Annotated in this window: 16 protein-coding genes and 3 pseudogenes; 13 read left to right on the top strand and 6 right to left on the bottom strand. The window is 37.1% G+C overall.

From position 1 onward, the window contains the following. Window positions 1–282: 282 nt before the first annotated feature. The 4 genes from KS242_RS16285 to KS242_RS16270 all read left to right on the top strand — a co-directional run bounded on the left by KS242_RS16285 (window position 283) and on the right by KS242_RS16270 (window position 7,448). Window positions 283–1,893: a DUF262 domain-containing protein gene (locus KS242_RS16285; RefSeq protein ID WP_217322298.1), complete on the top strand. Its 1,611-nt coding sequence runs from the start codon at window positions 283–285 to the stop codon at window positions 1,891–1,893. A 179-nt stretch (window positions 1,894–2,072) separates the two neighbouring features. Then, a complete protein-coding gene (locus KS242_RS16280; RefSeq protein ID WP_217322297.1) occupies window positions 2,073–2,468 on the top strand; it encodes a (deoxy)nucleoside triphosphate pyrophosphohydrolase in 396 nt (131 codons plus the stop codon). A gap of 83 nt (window positions 2,469–2,551) precedes the next feature. Beyond that, window positions 2,552–5,437, top strand: coding sequence for a DEAD/DEAH box helicase (locus KS242_RS16275; protein ID WP_217322296.1), 2,886 nt, complete (start codon window positions 2,552–2,554; stop codon window positions 5,435–5,437). Window positions 5,438–5,537: 100 nt separating this feature from the next. Further along, window positions 5,538–7,448 carry a DEAD/DEAH box helicase gene (locus KS242_RS16270; protein ID WP_217322295.1) on the top strand — a complete coding sequence of 637 codons (1,911 nt, stop codon included), beginning with the start codon at window positions 5,538–5,540 and terminating at the stop codon, window positions 7,446–7,448. Between the two features lie 239 nt (window positions 7,449–7,687). Here the strand turns inward: KS242_RS16270 and KS242_RS16265 are convergent, their stop codons facing one another. Together KS242_RS16265 and KS242_RS16260 are read right to left on the bottom strand one after the other, a co-directional pair. Then, entirely contained in the window at window positions 7,688–8,158 is a 471-nt protein-coding gene (locus tag KS242_RS16265) for an antitoxin YezG family protein (protein WP_217322294.1), read from the bottom strand. A gap of 224 nt (window positions 8,159–8,382) precedes the next feature. Further along, window positions 8,383–8,781 (bottom strand): annotated as a pseudogene (locus tag KS242_RS16260) (SMI1/KNR4 family protein); the annotation flags it as partial. 284 nt (window positions 8,782–9,065) lie between these two features. On the opposite strand from KS242_RS16260, the gene KS242_RS16255 reads away from it, so the two are divergent. After that, complete coding sequence (locus tag KS242_RS16255; protein WP_217322293.1) at window positions 9,066–9,356, top strand: hypothetical protein; 291 nt, start codon at window positions 9,066–9,068, stop codon at window positions 9,354–9,356. A 238-nt stretch (window positions 9,357–9,594) separates the two neighbouring features. On the opposite strand, the gene KS242_RS16250 is transcribed toward KS242_RS16255, so the two are convergent. Next, the gene (locus tag KS242_RS16250; protein ID WP_217322292.1) at window positions 9,595–10,065 is read right to left on the bottom strand and encodes a DUF6985 domain-containing protein; all 471 of its coding nucleotides are present in this window, start codon (window positions 10,063–10,065) and stop codon (window positions 9,595–9,597) included. A 313-nt stretch (window positions 10,066–10,378) separates the two neighbouring features. Here KS242_RS16250 and KS242_RS16245 point away from each other — a divergent pair, with 313 nt between their 5' ends. Together KS242_RS16245 and KS242_RS16240 are read left to right on the top strand one after the other, a co-directional pair. After that, on the top strand, window positions 10,379–10,672 hold the full coding sequence (locus tag KS242_RS16245) for a contact-dependent growth inhibition system immunity protein (RefSeq protein WP_217322291.1): 294 nt from the start codon (window positions 10,379–10,381) through the stop codon (window positions 10,670–10,672). 494 nt (window positions 10,673–11,166) lie between these two features. Then, window positions 11,167–12,242 (top strand): annotated as a pseudogene (locus tag KS242_RS16240) (IS3 family transposase). 191 nt (window positions 12,243–12,433) lie between these two features. On the opposite strand, the pseudogene imm47 reads toward KS242_RS16240, so the two are convergent. The 3 genes and pseudogenes from imm47 to KS242_RS16225 all read right to left on the bottom strand — a co-directional run bounded on the left by imm47 (window position 12,434) and on the right by KS242_RS16225 (window position 16,173). Then, a pseudogene (gene imm47 / locus KS242_RS16235) lies at window positions 12,434–13,227 on the bottom strand (Imm47 family immunity protein). A gap of 26 nt (window positions 13,228–13,253) precedes the next feature. Continuing rightward, entirely contained in the window at window positions 13,254–14,912 is a 1,659-nt protein-coding gene (locus KS242_RS16230; protein WP_217322290.1) for an LXG domain-containing protein, read from the bottom strand. A 298-nt stretch (window positions 14,913–15,210) separates the two neighbouring features. Then, window positions 15,211–16,173: a bile acid:sodium symporter family protein gene (locus KS242_RS16225; protein ID WP_217322289.1), complete on the bottom strand. Its 963-nt coding sequence runs from the start codon at window positions 16,171–16,173 to the stop codon at window positions 15,211–15,213. 725 nt (window positions 16,174–16,898) lie between these two features. Between KS242_RS16225 and KS242_RS16220 the strand changes: the two genes are divergently transcribed. The 6 genes from KS242_RS16220 to KS242_RS16195 are packed head-to-tail and all read left to right on the top strand — an operon-like array spanning window position 16,899 to window position 20,767. Then, window positions 16,899–17,243: a hypothetical protein gene (locus tag KS242_RS16220; RefSeq protein WP_217322288.1), complete on the top strand. Its 345-nt coding sequence runs from the start codon at window positions 16,899–16,901 to the stop codon at window positions 17,241–17,243. Between the two features lie 24 nt (window positions 17,244–17,267). Continuing rightward, window positions 17,268–17,570, top strand: coding sequence for a WXG100 family type VII secretion target (locus KS242_RS16215; RefSeq protein ID WP_217322287.1), 303 nt, complete (start codon window positions 17,268–17,270; stop codon window positions 17,568–17,570). Then, window positions 17,567–18,262, top strand: coding sequence for a DUF5081 family protein (locus tag KS242_RS16210; RefSeq protein WP_217322286.1), 696 nt, complete (start codon window positions 17,567–17,569; stop codon window positions 18,260–18,262). The genes KS242_RS16215 and KS242_RS16210 overlap by 4 nt, the downstream gene beginning before the upstream one ends. Then, window positions 18,263–18,568, top strand: coding sequence for a hypothetical protein (locus KS242_RS16205; RefSeq protein WP_217322285.1), 306 nt, complete (start codon window positions 18,263–18,265; stop codon window positions 18,566–18,568). Window positions 18,569–18,571: 3 nt separating this feature from the next. Next, a complete protein-coding gene (locus KS242_RS18135) occupies window positions 18,572–20,311 on the top strand; it encodes an HNH endonuclease (RefSeq protein ID WP_254391746.1) in 1,740 nt (579 codons plus the stop codon). Between the two features lie 18 nt (window positions 20,312–20,329). Further along, a complete protein-coding gene (locus KS242_RS16195; protein WP_217322284.1) occupies window positions 20,330–20,767 on the top strand; it encodes an SMI1/KNR4 family protein in 438 nt (145 codons plus the stop codon). Window positions 20,768–21,266: the final 499 nt, after the last annotated feature.

Here is a 21,266-nt window from a genome sequence, read left to right as displayed (position 1 = left end):
TTGTGCTATTCGGTACATCCCTCTTAGCTGCTTGTTCACAAGACAAACAAAATACTGCAAATACAACGACACTAGCTTAAATGGATTTCGAAGAAACAGCAAGTGCAGAAGAGAAAGGGGAAAACATAGAGTCATAAAATTCGAAAGCCACTGAAGCAATAGGGGAAGCTAATCCAATCAACGGGGTAATTGATTAATTATTAGACCATTCAAAAAAACTACTAATATATATTATTTTCATGTACGCTTATAGATGTAAATCTATTTTATGGGGGGAATAAGATGATACAACCTGAACCACAAAGTACAGGGCTATCGTCACTGCTAAATGATATTGAAAGTGGCAGAATAAAAATACCGCAGTTCCAAAGGCAATATGTTTGGGAAAGAAAAGCAGCGGCGCAACTATTAGATAGTATTGCCAAGGGCTTTCCTATAGGTACCTTTATTTTATGGGAAACACAAGAGGAACTGCGATCTATAAGGAATATTGGAAACCATAACTTACCCGAGACGCCAGCAGGACACGTAGCACAGTATATTCTTGATGGACAGCAAAGGATTACAAGTTTATATACTTGCTTTAAAGGGCTTAAGATTGCAAGAAATAGTAAGGTAGAAGATTTTGCTCAAATATATGTGGATTTAGAAGCAAGTGAAGACGAAGATATAGTTACGTTAAACTACGATGAAGAAAACCCTAAAAGATATGTAACTATAACTGACTTGTTGAATGGGAAGATGAGTGTCTTAGTAAGACAATATACAGAAGAGGGACTGGATAAGATAGATTTGTATAAAGAAAGATTTAAATCGTATCAGTTCTCTTTAGTAATACTAAAAAACGCTTCTTTGGATGTAGCAACTGATGTTTTTACTCGGCTTAATGTTGGTGGAAAGACACTAACACTTTTCGAAGTAATGGTAGCAAAAACATACGATTCGAGTCAGGATTTTGATTTATCGGAGAAATTTGATCAATTAATAGAAGAAATAGGTGAAGATTTTAAGACGATTTCAAGCTCTACTATTCTACAAGTTATTTCCCTGATATTGAAGAAGGATTGTACCAGAAAGCAAATTCTGAGATTAGAAAAACAAACTTTTATTGATACATGGGAATCCGTTACAATAGCAATAAAAAAAGCTATAGATTATTTTAAAAATTATTACGGCATACCTGTATCTAAGATACTCCCTTATGATGCTTTAATTGTACCGTTTTCTTATTTCTTTTATTATCATCCCGATAGGCCACTTGATCAAAAGAGAGAATATCTACAAGATTTCTTTTGGAGAGTATCTCTAACAGAAAGATATTCAAGCGGAGTAGAGACTAAGTTGGGAAAAGATATCAGAAGAATTGAAACTATTCTAAATGATGAATTACCTAGTTATGATTTTGAAGTGAACATCTCTACAGATCGAATAATAGATCAGGGTTGGTTTAGTATTAGTAGGAGCTTTATTAAGGCTATATTGTGCTTATATGCATCTAAAGGACCTAGATCATTTGCAGATAATAGCAGAGTCCATATAGATAACGCTTGGTTACAAATAGCAACTAGCAAGAATTATCATCATTTCTTTCCAAAAGCATATCTAAAATCAAGAGACGAAGACGAGTTTTATATTAACCATATTCTTAATATTACGATCGTCGATGACTATTTAAATAAGAGGGTAATTAGAGCGAAGGCACCATCTATTTATATGAGTGACTTTAAAAAGAAAAATAGTCACCTTGACGAAACGATGTCAACACATTTTATTGACCCAGACACTTTTGGTGTATGGGATAATGACTATGATTTGTTTTTCAGTAAAAGAGCGGAAATTGTAAGTGATGAACTACGAAGTAAATTAATAATTAAAGAAAAGGTTCACACATAAAAAGCTTAGAATTAAAGCAGCTCTAATTTCATAACTAGAGCACCACATCAAATCCGATGTTTTACAACACTTTTAATACTTTGAATGTACGTTTGGTTTTTTTAACTAAAAGGCGTGGATAGCTTTAAGGTAAGTCAATTTAATAGAATAAAAGAAAGTATGAGAATAAGGGAGATATTATGAAAAAGATCATAAACGTAGTAGGCGCAGTAATCAAACAAAACAACAAAATACTATGCGCTCAAAGAGGAACAGAAAAATCGCTGCCATTAAAATGGGAGTTCCCAGGAGGCAAGATTGAAAAGGGTGAAACACCTCAGGAAGCACTAAAAAGAGAACTCACAGAAGAGATGCAATGCATTATTTCGATCGGAGAAGCAATTGAAGATACTACATATGAATATGACTTTGGGATAGTTAACCTTAAAACATACTATTGCGAATTAGAAGAAGGGGAACCAACCTTAACAGAACATGTAGCAATTAAATGGCTAGCCCCAGAAGAGTTACACACCCTGGACTGGGCACCAGCAGATATTCCAGCTATTGAAAGAATCCAAAAAGACCATAAATAAGCACATTTTACTAATTATCCATTTACCCTATCGATAAAAAACATTACAATTAAGCTATTAATTGGTAATGAATGGTGGAGTGAATGGATAATTTTATTAGCAGCTTAAAGGACTCATTGCATAATGGATTTATTGATCATACATATAGTAATCAAAAGAATTTCAATCCTCAGCTGTTGGTGAACAATCACCAACAGAATACAACAGTGTTGCAATCGCTATTGGAGGAGTTAGAAGTTTGTCAGAGTTTCATTTTCTCGGTAGCTTTTATTACAGAGAGTGGATTAGCCACATTAAAAACAGTTCTTTATGATTTGGCGCAACGAGGGATAAAGGGACGTATTTTAACGTCTACTTTCTTGCAGTTTAATTCGCCAAAGGCTTTTCATGAGTTGTTAAAGATTCCAAATGTTGATGTTAAACTGACGGATTTACCTGGTTTCCATGCCAAAGGTTATATTTTTCACCACGAGACGCATCATACATTGGTTATTGGTAGTTCTAATCTTACTGCGCAAGCACTTCAGGTGAATTACGAATGGAATGTGAAGCTTACTTCGCATCAAGATGGGGAGATTATTCGTAACTTCTCTAATCAATTTGATGATGTCTGGGAAAAGGCTTTTCCACTTACGGAAGAGTGGATTGAGAGATATGCAGTTGCCTATGAAGATAGTAAAGAGAAGCGAGCAATTGAGAAAGTAATTGAGTTACCTGCTAATTATCGGATCAATACGATTCAGGATGCTTTAAGTATTGAACCAAATAAAATGCAGGAAGCAGCTTTAGCGCAAATCCAAGCAGTAAGAGATGCGGGCCATAATAAGGGGTTAGTTATTTCGGCGACTGGAACAGGGAAGACGTTTTTGTCTGCGTTCGATGTACGCAGTGTGCAGCCAGAACGCATGCTGTTTATTGTGCACCGTGAACAGATCTTGCAGAAAGCAATGCGTGACTATAAAAAGATTCTCGGTGGGCATGATGAGCAATTTGGTATCGTTTCTGGATCTTCTAGAGAGATAGATAGAAAGTATGTATTTGCTACAATTCAGACGTTGTCCAAACAGGATAATCTCGATTTATTTGAGAGAGAGGCATTTGACTATGTGCTGATTGATGAGGTTCATAAAGCTGGAGCCAAATCCTATCAAAGAGTAATCGACTACTTTGAGCCTGCCTTCATGTTAGGAATGACAGCAACGCCAGAGCGTATGGATGACTTTAATATTTATGAGCTGTTTGACTACAACATTGCCTACGAGATTCGCTTGCAGGAAGCTTTAGAGGAGGACATGCTTTCTCCTTTCCATTATTACGGAGTTACTGATATTGAGTACAATGGTGAATTGATTAGTGATACAGCCATGCTCGCTCATCTAGTTACCGATGAACGTATCAACCATATTATTGAGAAGGTAAATTATTATGGTTATTCTGGTGAATCGGTGAAAGGGCTTATCTTCTGTAGTAGAAAAGAAGAGACGCATCAGCTAGCAAATGCACTAAATGAAAGAGGCTATCGTACATGTGCTTTAACAGGTGATGATTCACAAGAAGCGCGTATAAGCAGGGTCGAGCAGCTCGAGAATGGGGAACTAGATTACATCTTGACGGTAGATATCTTTAACGAAGGAATCGATATACCATCTATTAACCAAGTTGTGATGTTACGACAAACGGCATCTAGTATCATCTTTATTCAGCAACTAGGAAGAGGTTTACGCAAGCATAATTCAAAAGAATACGTGACTATTATTGATTTTATCGGTAACTATAAAAACAACTACTTAATCCCAGTAGCACTATCTGGTGAAAGCTCTCAAAACAAAGACGCCATTCGACGTCGCATGAAGAACACAGATTATATTAAAGGAATATCAACGGTTAACTTCGAGGAAATAGCAAAGAAACAAATCTATAAGTCTATTAGTGACAGTAAGTTAACAGCGATGAAGACATTAAAAGAAGCCTATACAGCTTTAAGAAATCGTTTGGGCAGAGTTCCATATTTGCAGGACTTTATCCTAAATCATTCGATTGATCCTGAAGTACTTGTTAAAGCTAAAGATAATTATCATCTATTCCTTGCTTCGGTAAAAGAGGATGTACCCGCAATCTCAGACTACGAGAATAGAGTTCTGACAATGGTTTCGCAGGAGCTGTTGAATGGAAAACGCCTCCATGAAGTTTTGTTGTTAGAGATGCTAAGTGAGCATGAAGAGATCTCTTATGAAGAATATAGACACACATTAGCTGATATAGGGCTACAAGATGATGATAAGACAATAGCATCTGTACTTCGTATATTTGATTTATCCTTCTTCAGCCAAACGAACCGGAAAAAGTATGGCGATTGGCCGCTTGTTATCGTGGAGAACCATACCTTGAAGCTGAGACAGGAACTGAAGGATAGTATTGCTAACAATGATACCTTTGCCCATCTTCTGAAGGATGTACTTGCAACATCTAAGGAAAAAAATAAGCGATACAGCAATAACATTCTTACTCGCTATGAAAAATACACTCGAAAAGACGCCTGCCGACTACTAAATTGGGACAGCGATGAAAGCTCTACTATTTATGGTTATAAAACAAAGCATCAAACCTGCCCAATCTTTGTCACATACCACAAAGATGAAGATGTAGAGTCTAGCGTTGCCTACGATGACACTTTCTTGAATGAACAAACATTCAAGTGGTACACCAGAAGCAAACGAACCACTGAGTCAAAAGAAGTAGCAGAGATCATTAACGCAGACCAAAACGACATCGATATTCACTTGTTTGTGAAAAAAGATGATGATGAAGGAATTGGTTTCTATTACTTAGGTCAGGTACATCCCGATAAACAGACTGTTCAGCAGGAAGAGATGAGAAACGGGGAAGATAAAGTCATTCCTGTTGTGACGATGAATATGGTTTTGGAAGGACCTGTTGATAAGAAGATTTATCGGTATATTGTTGAGTAATTGATAGCTGTACTTGTGTTTTATGTACCCCAACCAACTGCATGGTTGGGGTTTTCGTCAAATCATTTGACCCCATAAAGGGGAGAAGGGGTTATAACTTGTGGCTTACACTGTACCAGAATCAATAAGAACCACCGCAACCGCAGGAGAGCGGTTACTCTTTTCTACATTTAAGAACTATTTACCGGATGATTACATTGTGTATTTTGAACCTGATATTCATGGCAGAAGACCAGATTTCGTTATCGTTGGTCCAGATCTAGGGTTACTAGTTTTAGAAGTGAAGGATTACACGAAGAATACACTTTTCCAGCTGAATCAAGATGAATGGACAATTGTAACTTCAGCTGGTGAACAGACGAAGGTGAAGAGTCCACTAGTGCAAGCTCGGGAGAATATGTTTCACTTGGTTAACACATTGAAGAAGGACAAGAACCTTCTTCAGCTTGAAGGAAAATATGCTTACAGCTTGAAGTTTCCTTATGGTTCTGGGGCAGTTTTTACTAGGTTAACACAGAAGGATTTTATCCAGCATGACTTGTATGCGGTTGTGGAGCCATCCCTTTGTTTAACGAGGGATGAAATTAACCCAGACGATGAGGCGTTTTCTGAAGAGATTCTTATTGAAAAAATCTTGAATATGTTTACTGTGCCATATCGTTTACGGGAACCGTTAAATAAAGCTGATATTGACGCCATTCGTTATCATTTATTTCCGGAAGTTCGAATCAGTGCAGAATTTAAGCAGCCTTCTCCTTATCAAGATCAGTTGTTATTGTCGCTGCACAACATTAAAGCAATGGATCTCCATCAAGAGAATTTGGCGAAGCAAATTGGAGATAAGAATCGTTTGATTCGAGGCGTTGCAGGGAGTGGTAAAACATTAATCTTGGCAAGCAGAGCGAAGTTACTAGCAAAAGAGAATCCAGATTGGAAGATACTAATTCTTTGCTATAACATCTCTCTTGCACGCTTTATTGAACAGATGGTTTCACAAATGATGCTGCAGCCTGATAATTTATTTGATTTTGATGAACAACAAGATAACTCAAAGCATGGTATCGAGGTACGCAATTTTCATGGATGGTTGAAGCATGATTTAAAATGCTCGGACCAATCGATCCCGAGTATGCTCGAAAAACTTCGGAATAAGGAAGCCATTTTGCCGAAATATGATGCTATTCTCATTGATGAAGGACAAGACTTTGAATCTGAATGGTTTGAGTTAGTAAGTGAGTTACTTAACGAGAATACAAAATCTCTGCTGCTTGTGGAAGATCGTGCTCAATCAATTTATAAGCGTAAACGTTCCTATGTGAAGGATACTGGATTAGATTTCCGCGGGAGGTCTAAAATTCTCAATATTAATTATCGAAACACCGCTCAAGTCGTTAAGTTCGCCTGGGATTTTTACCAAGCGCACTCGAAACTAAAAGATAAGGTAGTGACGAAAGAAACAGAGGGTGAAATTATTGCCCCACAAAGTACAAGAAGAAAGGGCTTCGAACCCGCAATCATAAAAGCAGAGTCCTTTGCAAAGGAAGCAAAGATCGTCGCCAAACAAATGAAGAAGTTACATGAACAAAAGAAAGTCCCGTATTCAGAAATGCTCATTCTGTACCGAGTAAAAGGAACTTACAAAATGAGTTACATAGATACACTAATTCGAGCATTAGAAGAAGAAGGAATCGCGTACTACTGGCTCACCGAGAATAGCCAGTCCAAACGCAACTTCCAAAAAGATGATGAATCCGTAAAAATCAGCACAATTGACAGTAGTAAAGGACTCGATTTCCAAGCAGTATTCATTGTAAACGCAGATAACATTCCATATGCTTTGCAGGATGATGAAGAAAGGGAAGCTTCCTTACTTTACATAGGCATGACGAGAGCAAAAGATTATTTATGTATTTCTTATTCTGGAGAATCTGTTTTTACGCAGTATTTTGATCAGGTGTTGGAGGCGAGGAAAAGAGACTTAGGAGATGCAAAAGGTTTTAAAAGTGTATGAAAATCTTTGTTGAAATAAAGCTAATTTTATTTTTTCTTAAAACATAATATATGGAAAGTGAGATTAACAATGATGAAACACTATAACGGAACTATCCCTGAGAAGTGTCCTCTTACCAGGGATAGTTCCATTCTGTGTATGGCATGATTAAAAGATAAAGAATGGTATAACGCCATTTTGTAGTTTCAGAGTCATTTAGCCAATTCCTCGTTATAATAAAATAATTAAAAACTTAGTACTTATTCCCGTGTAGAGAGGTATTTTTCTAACTGCTTCTTCCCAGAATTACTTTTGGGTATAATGCCTAGATGCTCATATTTCCAGATGGTTTTCCTTTCATGAGAGTCTACATTTGAAAGATCATCATAATTAAAATCGATTTTAAACTTTCCTGCCTTATCAAAGAACATAGTGAAATTTGTCCAAGTCTCTTGACCATTGTCTTCAAATGCTCTCCAAAGTTCTTGAATTAAATCAACTAATCGGTTCCACTTTTCGGTATATTCTTGTTCGATAACTGAAAATAATTCAGTTATTTCATGACTATATACAGGCTTATCGCTACGATCTGGATAATAATAAAAGTAAGCAGTCTGAGATCCTTCAACAACCTCACCGTATAAATACACCTTAGACCACGTTTCTGGAATGGTTTCTACAATAATCACAGCTATCTGTTGATATAATAGGTCAATTTTTTCTTCATTCATCTAACTATCTCCCCCGCTCAGGAACAATACAAAACGTCTAAATTCCTTTTGGCCATCATTAAATTAACTGCGGATCGCAGCTTTAATTGATAACTCAAAGGCAATTATAGTGGTCTAAAATACTCCTTATAGATTAAAACTACAATGGTATGTAAATCACCAAAAACAATGGGTAAAGAATAACGAGTGTTTCTATCTTAGTTTAAATCCTATCAAGTATTTATCTATTCCGTTAGAATATTTAAAAAGTCTTCAAAGCTACTACTTATCTTCTTTGTTACAGGATTCAAATCTGAAGACTCTTCCTGATCCCAAACGCATACAATAGGCTCTTTAGGGTTATCACGGTAATCTAAGCAAACAAAATCACCCGCAAATAAAGTCGCTATCGGCAGCAATTCAGTACCTATTAGATCTTCATCAAACACAATTCTTTCTTCTAATTGTGTTCTAACTACTCCTATATTGTAATACTCATCTTCTCTTTCCCCGGTGACTTTTAATATACATAGAAACCTATCAATTACATAAACATGGTTGTTATATTTAAAACTATCCTTTGTAGGACTACCACCGTTATATTTCTTTATAAATTCTTTATATGTCTGTGGTAAATCTACACGCCATTTACGTTGTTTTTAAGAAAGTAAATTATTATCAGGTAAGGGATAAATTATTGATTCATTCTTAACGTCCATCTCTATAACCTCTCAATAGTATTAAGATTCACATAATGTTTTTCAAAAGGATTCATTCCCGTAAGATTATCATAGCCAAAGTAAATACTCAGATTTAAGTGACTCCTTAATTCTCGTCCTTGATTTGCAGATTCCTCCAACTGGGTTGTGGTAGTCCATCATAGGAATTATCTTTAAAATATGTTATATAAGGAGGGGGATAATGCACGATGAGTACAAGGAATAAATTAACGAAACAAGTGAAATTAGTATTGAAAATCCTTGAAGAAAATAATAGAGATAGGAATGGATTAAACAACGGAATAATAAGCTTAATCTATTGCAGATACATTAACGCATTAAGCATCTTGGAAAAAAACGAAAATGCGGAAGGGATAGTGATTGCAGGCGGTGTACGTGCCTATCTAGATGCATACAACAACTATGATAACTTATTATTAGAAGCTATGCACAAAGCAGAAAAGTCACTTGAGAAACTCTTGAAAGAAGGAATGTTATAACTGGGGTTTACTCCCTTACGTACGTTTATCTTGGATCACTATAGGTAGTTATAGATTTCGTAACTGTCATATAAGTAATTATTACTTCGAAAATACAAAAGTACCCCAAAGATTAATTGTAGCTCGGACTTTTAGGGTACATCTGATCACTATTAGAAGATTAACCAGTTAAAGCTAAGTCTCAGTTAAGTCTTAGAAATCGCTCTTGAATAAGGAAGGAACGGCATATTATAAGATTTCATATTACAACATCTTGATAACCCACCTCAGTTATCTTTCCTTGTACGAAACAAATACCTAATCCATTCTCCGAATCCCACGTACAATCAAACATAAGTCCAATATCAAGAATTTCCATTAAGTCTTTGTCTGCAATAAACATTCCAACTAAGGTAATCTTATCTAACAGTTGATCATTTTTCTCGATTAGAGGGTAGTTTTCGTTATCTTCTACATTATAACCAAGATCCCGTCGGGTCTGTTTATAATATTCTAATAATGAGGCCGAGATATCTTGTTGAAGTTCATTCCAATTAGCAAAAAATGAATTATATGTGGAATATTGTTCTTCTTCAAATTGACCGTCTTCTTCACCGCGAATCATCAATGAAACTATAACTTCTTCCGCAAAAAAGTCTATAGTTTTACGTCCAATCCAATCGTAACCATTAAACTCCAACTCTCCAAAGACTGCATCATTTATTGTCATGTTTTATCTCCTCTTTTATTTATTAGCAAATCATCATATTTCAAAAGCTCCAGCATATATCTCACAAACACCACTTAAGTGGGAAAAACTCAAGAATGACATTACTATTATCCGCCAACAATTAAAAAAATAATATATTATTAATACTGACTGCTGGAAGGTACTAACTTTGGAATTAGATGTATTCATTTACTTCACACTGTCTTTCCTATTGCAGGTAGCTGTAAAGGAGAAAAGCTAAATCAGCTTTCTACTTTGTCTCTTAGGTGAAATAAAGTGGAAGTGTATGAATCAACAATGGAGGGATATTAAAATGAATGAAGAAAAACTTGAAGAACTCTTTCAGTTCCTAGCAGGGAACTTTCACCAAGATATAGAATCTCCTGAACTTGCGCTTGATGAGTTCCTAGCTGAAACTCCCCAAAAAGCCATAGAGCAAACAGTTGTCATTTGCGAAGAATTTCTAAATAGTGAGTTAACTAATCAAGAAAAAGAGGATATTATCCAATCTAGCGCAGAGATCTACTTCCCAGCAATCGGCCATAGCCCGATGGGATGGTTGCGAGAGGTAGTGGAACAGCTTAAAAGCAGTTTGGAGAGAAACTAGTACAGTTGCTGACAAATGAAAAGAGATGACAAAGCATCAAGAAAGTGGGAGTAATAAATCAAATTTGTGAGGGTTATTTAGATAGATAAACTATGATAAGTGATATTGTTGTTGATATAAGAAACAAGTTCATAGGTGTTAATACAATACTAGAAGGGCTTGAATAAAACTCTTTATTATTCATAATTAGGTTTTAGGGGCTTAATCACTATAATGACTTATCAATAATTTCATTTACGCTATATACAAGGGCGCTACTAAGTACATCTATGTAGTTTTGAAAACTTTCAGAGTTTAGAATGATGTCATCAAAAACTTCTTTTAACTTTCCATCAATAAATAATGTGAGTCCTTCTATTTGTTCCTCTGTACCTTCCTTTCCGAATGAATCTTTCAATATTGTAAAAGTATCTTCTAGATAGGCTAAACTTGATTGGACAGTTTCGTTAAGGGGCGTTAAACTTTACGAAATAAACAGTCGAGGAGAACAGAACATGACAAAACGAAATCGTCGTACTTTTACAGAAGAATTCAAGAAACAAATTGTGCAGCTTTATGAAGCGGGGAAATCAAGGAAAGAGATTATTCATGAATATGAATTGACGGCTTCCTCTTTCGATCGCTGGGTAGCCAATACAAGAAGCGGACAATCGTTCGTTAGAGGAACAGGAATTAATCCGACTAAGAAAAGAAAATAAACAGTTAGCCATGGAAAATGACATTTTAAAGCAAACGCTGATCATGGGACGAAAGTAGATGTAATCCGGCAAAACCGGCATATGGTATCAGCAATGTATGCTGTCCTACAACTTCCTAAGAGTACGTTTTATTACGAAGCGAAAGAGTGAGATAGCTCTCAAGATAATGAGATTACAAGGTTGATTGTAACCATCTTTCACCAGAATCGACAGAACTATGGTACAAAGAAAATAAATCACGAACTACACAAGAAGGGATATACCGTCTCTCGCCGGAAAATTGGACGGATTATGGGGCAAGAAGGGCTAGTTCCTAAATACACAATAGCGCAATTCAAGCCGGTGAAAAAGGCTGTAAATGAATCCGATCAAGGTAATACACTGTGGCATTATAGTGGTGAGTGATTTAACGTATGTGCCAATGCATACAAAATGCATTATAGTTGTACCATTTTGGACTTGTACAATCGTGAAATAATTGGATATAGCCCTGGTCCAAATAAAGACGCTGCATAGGTGCAGAAAGCTTTCGCTTCCATTGATGGCAATCTCAACGATATTGCATTGTTTCATACCGACCGAGGCAATGATTTCAAGAATACTATCATAGAAGAACTATTCTATTGGAGACATTTGAGATCGATCTTTCCATAAGCATGAAAGGCTGTCCTTATGACAATGCCGTAGTAGAAGCTACCTATAAGGTGATGAAGACAAAATTCATTTACAGACAAATGTTTGCGAGCCAGAAGCAACTGGACCTGGCTTTATTCGACTATGTCCATTGGTACAATAATATACCAATTCACGGAACTTTAGGCCATCTTAGCCCGGTAGAATTCAGAGAAAGCCACCTTAATAAAATTGTCTAGTTTTGCTCCTTTACCCCAAGAGTTAAGAGACCCTATGAGCTGTGTAATCCGTGCAAACTTTATTCTATCAAAAAAAGCACCTGATGCCTAAGAGACAATTCAAGTACCTTTTGTGTAGCTACATATAGTATTTCACTTGGTAATTGGTAAATGATAAGGTGGTGTTAAATTTCTCTCATCTAGTTATCATATTAAATCAAGTGTCCATAAAAATATTTTTGTCCTTTGTTCCAGTTCTTTTTTGCAAGTCTATCGACATACTCAATGAAGTCTTTATAATTGCTTTCGTTAATAATTGTATTAAATTCTCCAGGTACTTTCTCACCAGTCCACACAGAAAGTAATGATGGAATCAATTCTAACCTTAATGGCTCTTTATTATTTACTGCAACCATAACTCTATGGATTAATTTTTTGCTAAGTTACCAGGAAAAGCTAATTTCTGTTCAAAGTAATAACTTTTTGTATCATTCTCCTCACAATATTTAAAATAGAGATCTCCTAATTGTTCTACAGTTACCTCATTATCAATTTGTTCTTCAAAATTTAAAAAGAAGTCAATAGAGTCTTTAATAATTAAAACCGTCTCACTAATTTCATCCCATTCTTCAAATAATGCCAATAAATAAGGAACTATATCAAGAGATAGTGATGTTATAGCTGCGGAAGCGAAAGTGTCTATGGTTTCTTCTGAACTTTTACTAAGAAAGCGAAGATTGTTCGAATCCTTTATGTCATCGTGAGTTGCAACAGCTAAAAATACTCTAATGCATAAATTTAAAACAGCTTCATCTTTGGTCTGATTCATCAATTGAATTAATAGTGGTTTCTGTGTAAAGTCACCTGTTTTATATAATTCAATAAGGTTCAGCAAAACTTCTGTTTCTGTATTAGATTTTAAAATGTTTTCTTTAATTTCAAATTGAGACAAAGTTGGTACTTCACCAAACCACACACTGTTCATTAAGTTTACTGTTTTCCCCATAGATACACCTACTTTCATAAATTGATTTATCTTTTTCCGTTAACACGCTGCCATTTCAAGACTCTATTTTGGAAAGTGGTTACTTCGGTATGTTGTGGATTGTTACCAAATAATATAATTCCATCTTCGTTTTCATGTATTTTCAATACCTTTGCATCCTTTTTACCATAACCTACCTCGTGATAGAAATCCAAATTCAAATTATCAATTTGCTCACGGCGAATAGTCGATTCTCCGGTTTTCTTAATATTTGAATTTAAATTTTCCCCACCAAAAGCTAAACCTTGTCGATGGTGGCCTTTTTCAAGTTCTCCTCTTCTTACTAACGCCTGATAATCTGCTCTAGCTTCCTTTAGTTCATTTGCTTTTACTATACTAGATTCATCAGGGTTAGGATACCAATCAGGATTGCTATCATGTAACTTTTTAGCTTCCTCATAATAAGGACCATAAACTTCATTATTAGAATGGTTATCACCACTCGTATCCTTCGTATCTTTAATTTTTTGGTGATTTGGGTCACTGTGCTTACTATCTATTTCCGATTTTTTAACTACAGACTTACTATCACCAAGTTCTTCTATTAGTTTAACGCCATTAACAGCAAATCCACCGGTAGCCTTATCCAAAAGCTTAATCGGCTTCGCTATTGGAATAAACATAGCTAATGCAAAGATTTTTTCTCCAGCAGATGCTTCCGGATCAAAGATAGTCGCAATATCTTCCGTAAAGAAGTCCCATGTCCACTTAAGAGCCTTACTAAACCAGTTATCAGGAGCTGCTCGGGGGTCTGGAATTTTATCCACAAATTCATAAGACACACCGCCAGTATCATGCTTGTATTCCCGCACGATTCTGCCGTCTTCTAATGTATAATACCTTCCGTGCCATTCATAGTGACCATCAGAGACATATATTTCGTCTTTTTTATAAGGATACAGCTCGTTGAAATCTTGCTCTGTAATCTCTGCCTTATCACCAGTCGCAAGTGCATTCCTGCCTTTTGCCAAGAGCTTAAACTCATCATGGTACTCAAAGAATTCACCTTTGAATTGCGTTATATTGAAAGAATCAACACTGATATTATTCTTATCAATCGCATTTCTCAGCTTTGCCAGATATGTCTTCATCTGCTGAATATCATCTTCTGGCTTATCCAGCTTGCTAGTAGCGCTGGCGTCCATATCGTACATATTAGAAAGGGTGTCTGATAGTTTTTCTTTTCCCTTATCAATATCTTCTATGAACGGATCGCTTTTCACAGATGATACGTTAGCGATATCCCTAACGTGAAGCAGCTGCTGATTAATATCTATTGTTGTGGAGGTTAAGCTAGTGGAGGCTTTCACTAGCTTAGCTTTCAAATCGTCTTCTAAAAACGCTTCCCGAATAAAACCATGTTCATTAGATTCAAAGGAACGAACTTCCTCCGTGACGGAACTCAATGCCTCTTCATATTGTACCAAAAAGCTCTCCATGAATTCGAGGAAGGGTTTGTGGGTTTCCTCATAAAATGATCGGATGGAGTCGGCGGTTTTGCCTTTGAATCCATCATTCAGTGTTGTGATGCCGTTTAAGGCTTGCTTGACTTGTTCGACGCCTTCTTTTGTTTTGTTGATGAATTTTTTCGTACTGTCGACTTGCTGCTGGATGTCTTGTACATCTATGTTTTTAATTGCTTTCACCACCTAATTTTCCGTTAACTGTCTCCTAATAAGTAATTATAATAAAGGAAAAATATGGTGAAAGGGTTTGTAGTGAAAACACATCTATATTACCAGTAATAAACAGTCGGTTTCTTGATAAAACGAGTCGGAAGTCATAGAAAACAGAACTGAGTGGATTTTTAATTGTTATAACATGCAGTCGTGGAAGTAGTAAGTCATCATTGTGTGGAAGGACAAACTGGAAGGGGGAAGATAGAGGAGGCTGCTATAGATGAGAGAAATAAGCCACCCTCAACACAAAGGATGGCGAATCTTACTAAGAGATCTGCTGCTTAGGAGCTTCCTCCTTCTTGCGGTTACCCATCTTCGCAAAGATATTAGCCAAGATAGACCCCGAGATGTTATGCCAAACACTAAAGATAGCGCTCGGAACAGCTGCGAGTGGGGAGAAGTGTGCGGTTGCAAGCTGTGCACCTAATCCTGAATTCTGCATGCCGATCTCGATTGAAGCTGTCTTACTTTTTGGCAGATCCATGCGCAACAGTTTAGCGAAGCCAAATCCAATTAGGTAGCCGAGTACGTTATGCAGTACGACAACCCCGAATATTGCCAAGCCTGTTTGTGCAATTTGCTGTTGGCTATTGGATACGACGGCTCCGACAATACCGATGATCGCGACGGCTGAGACAAGCGGGAGCACTTTTACGCTTGCTGTGGCTTGTCTGTTGAAGAAGCGCTTTACTAACAAACCTAAAACGATTGGTATAATAACGACTTTCACAATGGAGACAAATAAAGAGACAGGACTAATGTTAATCCATTGGCTCGCGAATAAAAGAATAAGTGCAGGTGTAACAATTGGTGCAAGAACGGTCGTAACGGCTGTAGCAGTTACAGATAGGGCAACATCGCCTTTGGCTAGGAAGGTCATAACGTTAGAAGACGTTCCGCCTGGGCAGCATCCCACTAGAATAACGCCGACAGCCACTTCTGGTGATAATTGCAGTCCTTTAGCTAAGGCAAAGGCAAGCAGCGGCATGATTAAAAACTGTCCGGCCACGACTACAAACACTTCAAATGGACGCTTTACCACCCCTTTAAAATCATTAGCAGACAATGTTAAGCCCATTCCGAACATGATAATTCCCAATAATGGTGTTATGTAAGGCACAATCCATGTAAATCCAGAAGGCAGCAAGAAAGCCGCTACCGCAAATAAAATAACCCAAAAAGCAAACGTACTGCCGACAAATTGACTAAATCGTTCTAAGGATTTCATCATCCACCTCTTCTTTGACTGTTTGTCAGATTGTATAACATATCTAAATAAAATTCAATATTATAATTTTTCAGATATATTAAAGTGATGAATTATAGAAAAGGGGATATGGTAATTAATTATTTTGCACTTATTTAGGGTTCCTGCATAACCAGTCCTAATTAATTTAGACGGCTAGCGGAGCTATTAATCTCTCTGTTGGGAATGGTATGCTCTATGATAACGGTGTTAAACAAGTCTTCATCACTTAGATCTAAATTAGCGGGGAAGCGGATACCGGACAGAGGAAATAAAAAACGATTGGGCCTTTCATTTGGGTAAAAGATGATGATTGCAAATTTAGGATATATCTATATAGTCAGAAGTTCACCAAACGGAACGCATTTTTAGCTCTCCATAACACAAGAAGGTGTGCTGAATGTTATATAAATTATACAGAGAAGCAGTTCAGGTCGTTTTAGGGCTGAACTGCTTTTTTGGTCTGCACAATGCGCTTAATGAGGCATAAGGAGTGCAAATGCAACTTTTTCACTAGGTGAAACAGTCTTTAAATGGTAAAACAAGGCAGAAGTCTTACTGAATTTTCACTTGGAATCCTTTACTGTAATAATAATGAAGTTTTTTTGAGAAAAGGAAAACGGATAAAAAAAGATTGCCAGTAGTGAGCACGTACATACTGGCACTGCTTACAGAGTATAGTGCAGATTTTTGAAGGGAATGAACATATGGGCTGGTTTGGCTGGTTTGATACGGAGACTGAGAATAAGCGTGATGCGTACATGAAATTGTATCAAGAAATTGAGGACACAATAGCAGAGCATGACAAGCTGGTAAGCGAAGCCGAATCGGCGTACTCGTCTTATAAAAGCGGCATTCCTTGTATGCCTGAAGGTGCTATTCCGACAAGCGATTATATTCCGGCACAAGAAAGACTAGATCAGAAACTACTAAATTATTTAGATGGTGAGATAGAGCATCGAGGAAAGTTAGTCAGAGCGAGAAACGACGCATACGAACGCTATATCTACTATAAAAACAAAGCGATTGCCGAAGCAAAAGAAGAAAAGTGATTAGCTGGATAAAGGAGAGGTTTTATGGCTGAAGATGTTCAGATCAAGTCTAGTGAACTGCAGCGCGTACAGAGGGCGGCGAAGAGATTACAAGCATCCTTGGATAAATCGTATGAGCAATGTGAGGCTTTGCTTAAGGCTGCGAATGTTGACGGCTGGGAAGGAAAGTCTCGTGATAGTTTTCTCACGTATTTGGAGTTGATTGCGCAGTACCATGCAGATTTAAAGGCTGCCGCAGAACTGCAAGGAAAGGCATTGGATAATTTAAGAGACTACAAGTATGACTTTCTGAACAGTGCATTGGTAAGGGAGGTGCGAGATGTATGAAGGATAGCTTTCTGGCAACAGAGCTATATCTGCTTGCAGCATCGTTCGGAGCGTCTATTCTTTATGGTTTACCAGATAAGAACGTGTATGAGCTGCAGGGCGATGAACCATTCAGACAAGCACATGAACGCTTGATTGCCAAAGGTTATTTGACAGAAGAAGGGGCTTTTACAGACGAAGGTGGATTTGTAGCGGAAGTGATTCGCCAGTATGTACGTAGTAAAAAATACGTTCAGTGCAATCATCTTATGTTCGCCTTTGGAGAGCAAGACGCTGATAATCTCGTTATGCTGGTTGAAAAGGAACACGGAACAAGCTATCAGCTATTTCTTATTGAAAAACCGCTCGTCCTGCAGCTGCTTACAGAGCGCTTGCCGGTTATGAGCAGAGAGCCGCTGCCAATAGAGAAAGAGTTCCTGATGAAGGAACTCAATAGGAATGAAAGAGAAAAGATAGAGCAAATTGGGGTCAGAGATGACTTCCTCAGCTTGGATATCTGTCATAAGTCTCAAGAGCCGCGTTCGCTGAGCAATTCAGACTTTCTGCAAAGTTGGATTGTAATGATAGAGGGAGAGAAATTGATTATGATCGATTGTCTGCGGAAAAGATTCTATCATGCTAGCCAGCATTACTTCATGAAGATAATCTTCGATGCAATGGACTTTCCCTATCAGAAAAAGGAGGGTGCTTAAATGGCGAGTTCTACCATTACAATCAATCCAGAACAGATGACAGATGTGTATAACCGTTTACTCGCTATTGCTACAGAGCTGCAGACAAATGCAATACCCGCCATCAAAGAAATCATGGATGTAGAGTTTTATACAGAAGGCAAAGCAATAGATGCCATTGCAGCATATCCAGAAGCAAATGAGAAATTCTTAGAGCTTGTAGAGCATTACAATCGTATTTCCACGTTGGTAAACGACACACTCACTCAAATGATGCAGACAGATGAATATGCAGCAATTCGCATCATAGCAGCATTGGAGGTGTAGCAAGTGGATGTGAAGTTTCACAACGATCAGTGGAAGAAGGTAGAAAGCAGTATCCAAGGGCTCACACAGTCTGGCTATTTTCAACTTGGACAAGGCATCTTCTCTTCCTTGGAAGATATCAGCAAGAACCTGGAAAACCTGCAAGATAAAATAGCAAGATATGATTCAGATGGTGTCGTTTCCTTCTCTCATACAAATCATAAAAGTAAGTATAAAGCGCTGAACGAGGATTATGCAGTCCTTCAAGAATACAGTAAAAAAGTTGGCGATCTTATTGAAGAAAAGATAGATCAGCCATTTTATGAAGATATGGATGAATTTGTAGAAACCATGCGTGACGCTACTATTTCCAACTACAGCACAACCAACCGTATCGATGCAAAGGAAGAAAGAGAGTATAAGGATGAAACGGGAACCTACAAATTCGAGCTGGATAAGAAAGAAGTAACCATCAATGACCTATTCAGCGGAGATAATTATTATGCTGACAAAATGATGCAGGAATTTACTATATGGAAACAGCAATCGGATAAATCAGAAACTGACGATATCTCGTATGATGATTACAGAGATGTAAGGATGAACAGCGGGGCTTTTCAATACAAATCCATTGAAGATGGGCAGTTATCTACTGAATTCTGGGTTAACCTGGGTATCCTAGGCGGTGTAACTATAGCAACTATCTTAGTTCCGCCCGCAGGGGCACCACTGGTAGCAGGATTGTCGGGTGCAGGACTGGGTGTTCTGGAAGCCTCTAGTGCCGTTACGGGAAAAGATTGGATAACACAAAGAGACATAGCTGCTGATGAGAGAGCTATACGAGGAGCCACATCTATCTTAGGAGCCGTTCCTATACGAGCAGGTGCAGGAGCTTTCCGATCATTTGGCAGTAATTTGTCAGCAACTAGTGTAAAAGATATCGCTGCTGTATCAAAAGTAACAGGAAAAAATCTTACAAATACAGCAGCAAAACAAGGCTTAACACCCCATGAAATGTTACAATTAACAAAACAGACAGACACACTAACAGACGGTGCAAACCAAACAAACTCCATTATGCGAAACAACACAGTAAGCCTAATGGAATGGAAAGAAGCCAAAGCAATAAAGCAGCTCCAAGATGCCCAATACAGTAAAACAGACCAACTGTTGAAAGGTACAGGAACTGATGGTACACCAATCATGTTCAAAAACAGTGGAAGTCCTAATTCAGTGATGTATGGATCAGGGAAGGTGGATACCGCGGGGGTTGGTGTAAGGGCGTCGGGGAGTGTTTCTAAGGGTACGGGTAATGCTAAAAAGTTAAGAATAGAAGATTTTACTAAAGAAATATTGGAGACTAAACCAATGAACTCTCCAGTACCTGAAAAGTGGTATAAAAAAGGTGGAAGTATATCCATCGAAGATAATGATACTTGGACTTATACTAACAAGTCGGGAGTTTCTGTAAGGTATCCGGATGGGTACCCAGATTTTACTCCTTATATGCATCCAAATGTTAAGCCAGTAAAAATAGAAATTCATTCGCCTAAAAACAATCCGAAAGACTTTGAAAATGCAAACAAAGCAGCTAGACTTGCAAAAGATACTGATCCACCAATAATAGATATTAGAAAGCCGCCAGACGGTTATACGTGGCATCATCATGAAGATGGAAAAACTATGATGCTAGTAGATGAAGATATCCACAGAGAATTTAGGCATCTTGGTGGTCAATCAAAGGTTAACGGGAAAAATAAGTAATGATATAGGAGTGAGAGTATGACCAAAATGCTTAGTGTAAATTCAAAAATTTCTTTAAAGGATATAAAACAATTTGAACAAGAGTATGAAGTTACGCTACCTAAGCAATATGTTGATTTTCTATTAGAGTACAATGGAGGGTTTCCTCAAGAATCTAACTTTAAAATCTCTGATGATGAAGGAAGAAGCTTAGTCAATAAGTTTTATGGAATTGGTGACATGAAAAGTAATTTAGGTAAAGTTTTTGAGGTTTTAGAAGGAGAAATACCAGAAGGTTTTATTTCGATTGGTAATGACCCTGGAGGAAATGAGATTTTATTAGGAGTTAGTGGAAAATATCAAGGAAAAGTATATTTTTGGATTCATGATATAGAACCCGAAGACGAGATGGACAATATTTTTATCCTTGCAGATAGTTTTACTGGGTTCTTTAATAACTTATATGAATCTGAATAATGGATTCTATGGAAAGCTGGAAAGCTACATTTAATGGATGGATTTTTCATAATAATATAAATACGAATGATAATTAGGCGAGATGACATTGTAAACATACGTTGTATTGTTATAGGGAACAAACCAAAAACTTACCAAATTAAACAGAATCGTTGGTCTAAAGATAAAAATAATAATGAATAACTTTATATAGCTAACTATAAAGCACTTGTTTGTCTATCAGGCAACAGGTGTTTTTGTTCTTGGGTTAGAAACAATATATACATGGTTAATATTGGGATGTGATTGAGTGAAATTCATAACTCATGAAGTTAGTACCATCAAGGCATTCTGTTTCTTTGGCTTATAATTTATGGGTTGTATTTTTACTAAAGACGGTCGTATAATACTCGCTATTCTCTAATAGCGTTACATAAATTGTAATTTTGTAACAGAAGCAAGAAGAATTTGAACGCATCGGCTATATACGAATCTCTGCTAGAGGACAGACCATAGAATA

Source organism: Terribacillus sp. DMT04, from assembly GCF_019056395.1.
In the GTDB taxonomy this organism is placed as follows: domain Bacteria; phylum Bacillota; class Bacilli; order Bacillales; family Amphibacillaceae; genus Terribacillus; species Terribacillus aidingensis_A.
The sequence above is the reverse complement of the archived record's forward strand: the minus strand, read 5'-3'. Positions and strand labels throughout refer to the sequence as shown.

What these genes read in the sequence shown, in the direction of transcription:
- KS242_RS16285 (WP_217322298.1), top strand. Translation starts at nt 283, where the DNA reads ATGATACAACCTGAACCACAAAGTACAGGGCTATCGTCACTGCTAAAT.
- KS242_RS16280 (WP_217322297.1), top strand. Translation starts at nt 2,073, where the DNA reads ATGAAAAAGATCATAAACGTAGTAGGCGCAGTAATCAAACAAAACAAC.
- KS242_RS16275 (WP_217322296.1), top strand. Translation starts at nt 2,552, where the DNA reads ATGGATAATTTTATTAGCAGCTTAAAGGACTCATTGCATAATGGATTT.
- KS242_RS16265 (WP_217322294.1), bottom strand. Translation starts at nt 8,158, where the DNA reads ATGAATGAAGAAAAAATTGACCTATTATATCAACAGATAGCTGTGATT.
- KS242_RS16255 (WP_217322293.1), top strand. Translation starts at nt 9,066, where the DNA reads ATGAGTACAAGGAATAAATTAACGAAACAAGTGAAATTAGTATTGAAA.
- KS242_RS16250 (WP_217322292.1), bottom strand. Translation starts at nt 10,065, where the DNA reads ATGACAATAAATGATGCAGTCTTTGGAGAGTTGGAGTTTAATGGTTAC.
- KS242_RS16245 (WP_217322291.1), top strand. Translation starts at nt 10,379, where the DNA reads ATGAATGAAGAAAAACTTGAAGAACTCTTTCAGTTCCTAGCAGGGAAC.
- KS242_RS16225 (WP_217322289.1), bottom strand. Translation starts at nt 16,173, where the DNA reads ATGAAATCCTTAGAACGATTTAGTCAATTTGTCGGCAGTACGTTTGCT.
- KS242_RS16220 (WP_217322288.1), top strand. Translation starts at nt 16,899, where the DNA reads ATGGGCTGGTTTGGCTGGTTTGATACGGAGACTGAGAATAAGCGTGAT.
- KS242_RS16215 (WP_217322287.1), top strand. Translation starts at nt 17,268, where the DNA reads ATGGCTGAAGATGTTCAGATCAAGTCTAGTGAACTGCAGCGCGTACAG.
- KS242_RS16210 (WP_217322286.1), top strand. Translation starts at nt 17,567, where the DNA reads ATGAAGGATAGCTTTCTGGCAACAGAGCTATATCTGCTTGCAGCATCG.
- KS242_RS16205 (WP_217322285.1), top strand. Translation starts at nt 18,263, where the DNA reads ATGGCGAGTTCTACCATTACAATCAATCCAGAACAGATGACAGATGTG.
- KS242_RS16195 (WP_217322284.1), top strand. Translation starts at nt 20,330, where the DNA reads ATGACCAAAATGCTTAGTGTAAATTCAAAAATTTCTTTAAAGGATATA.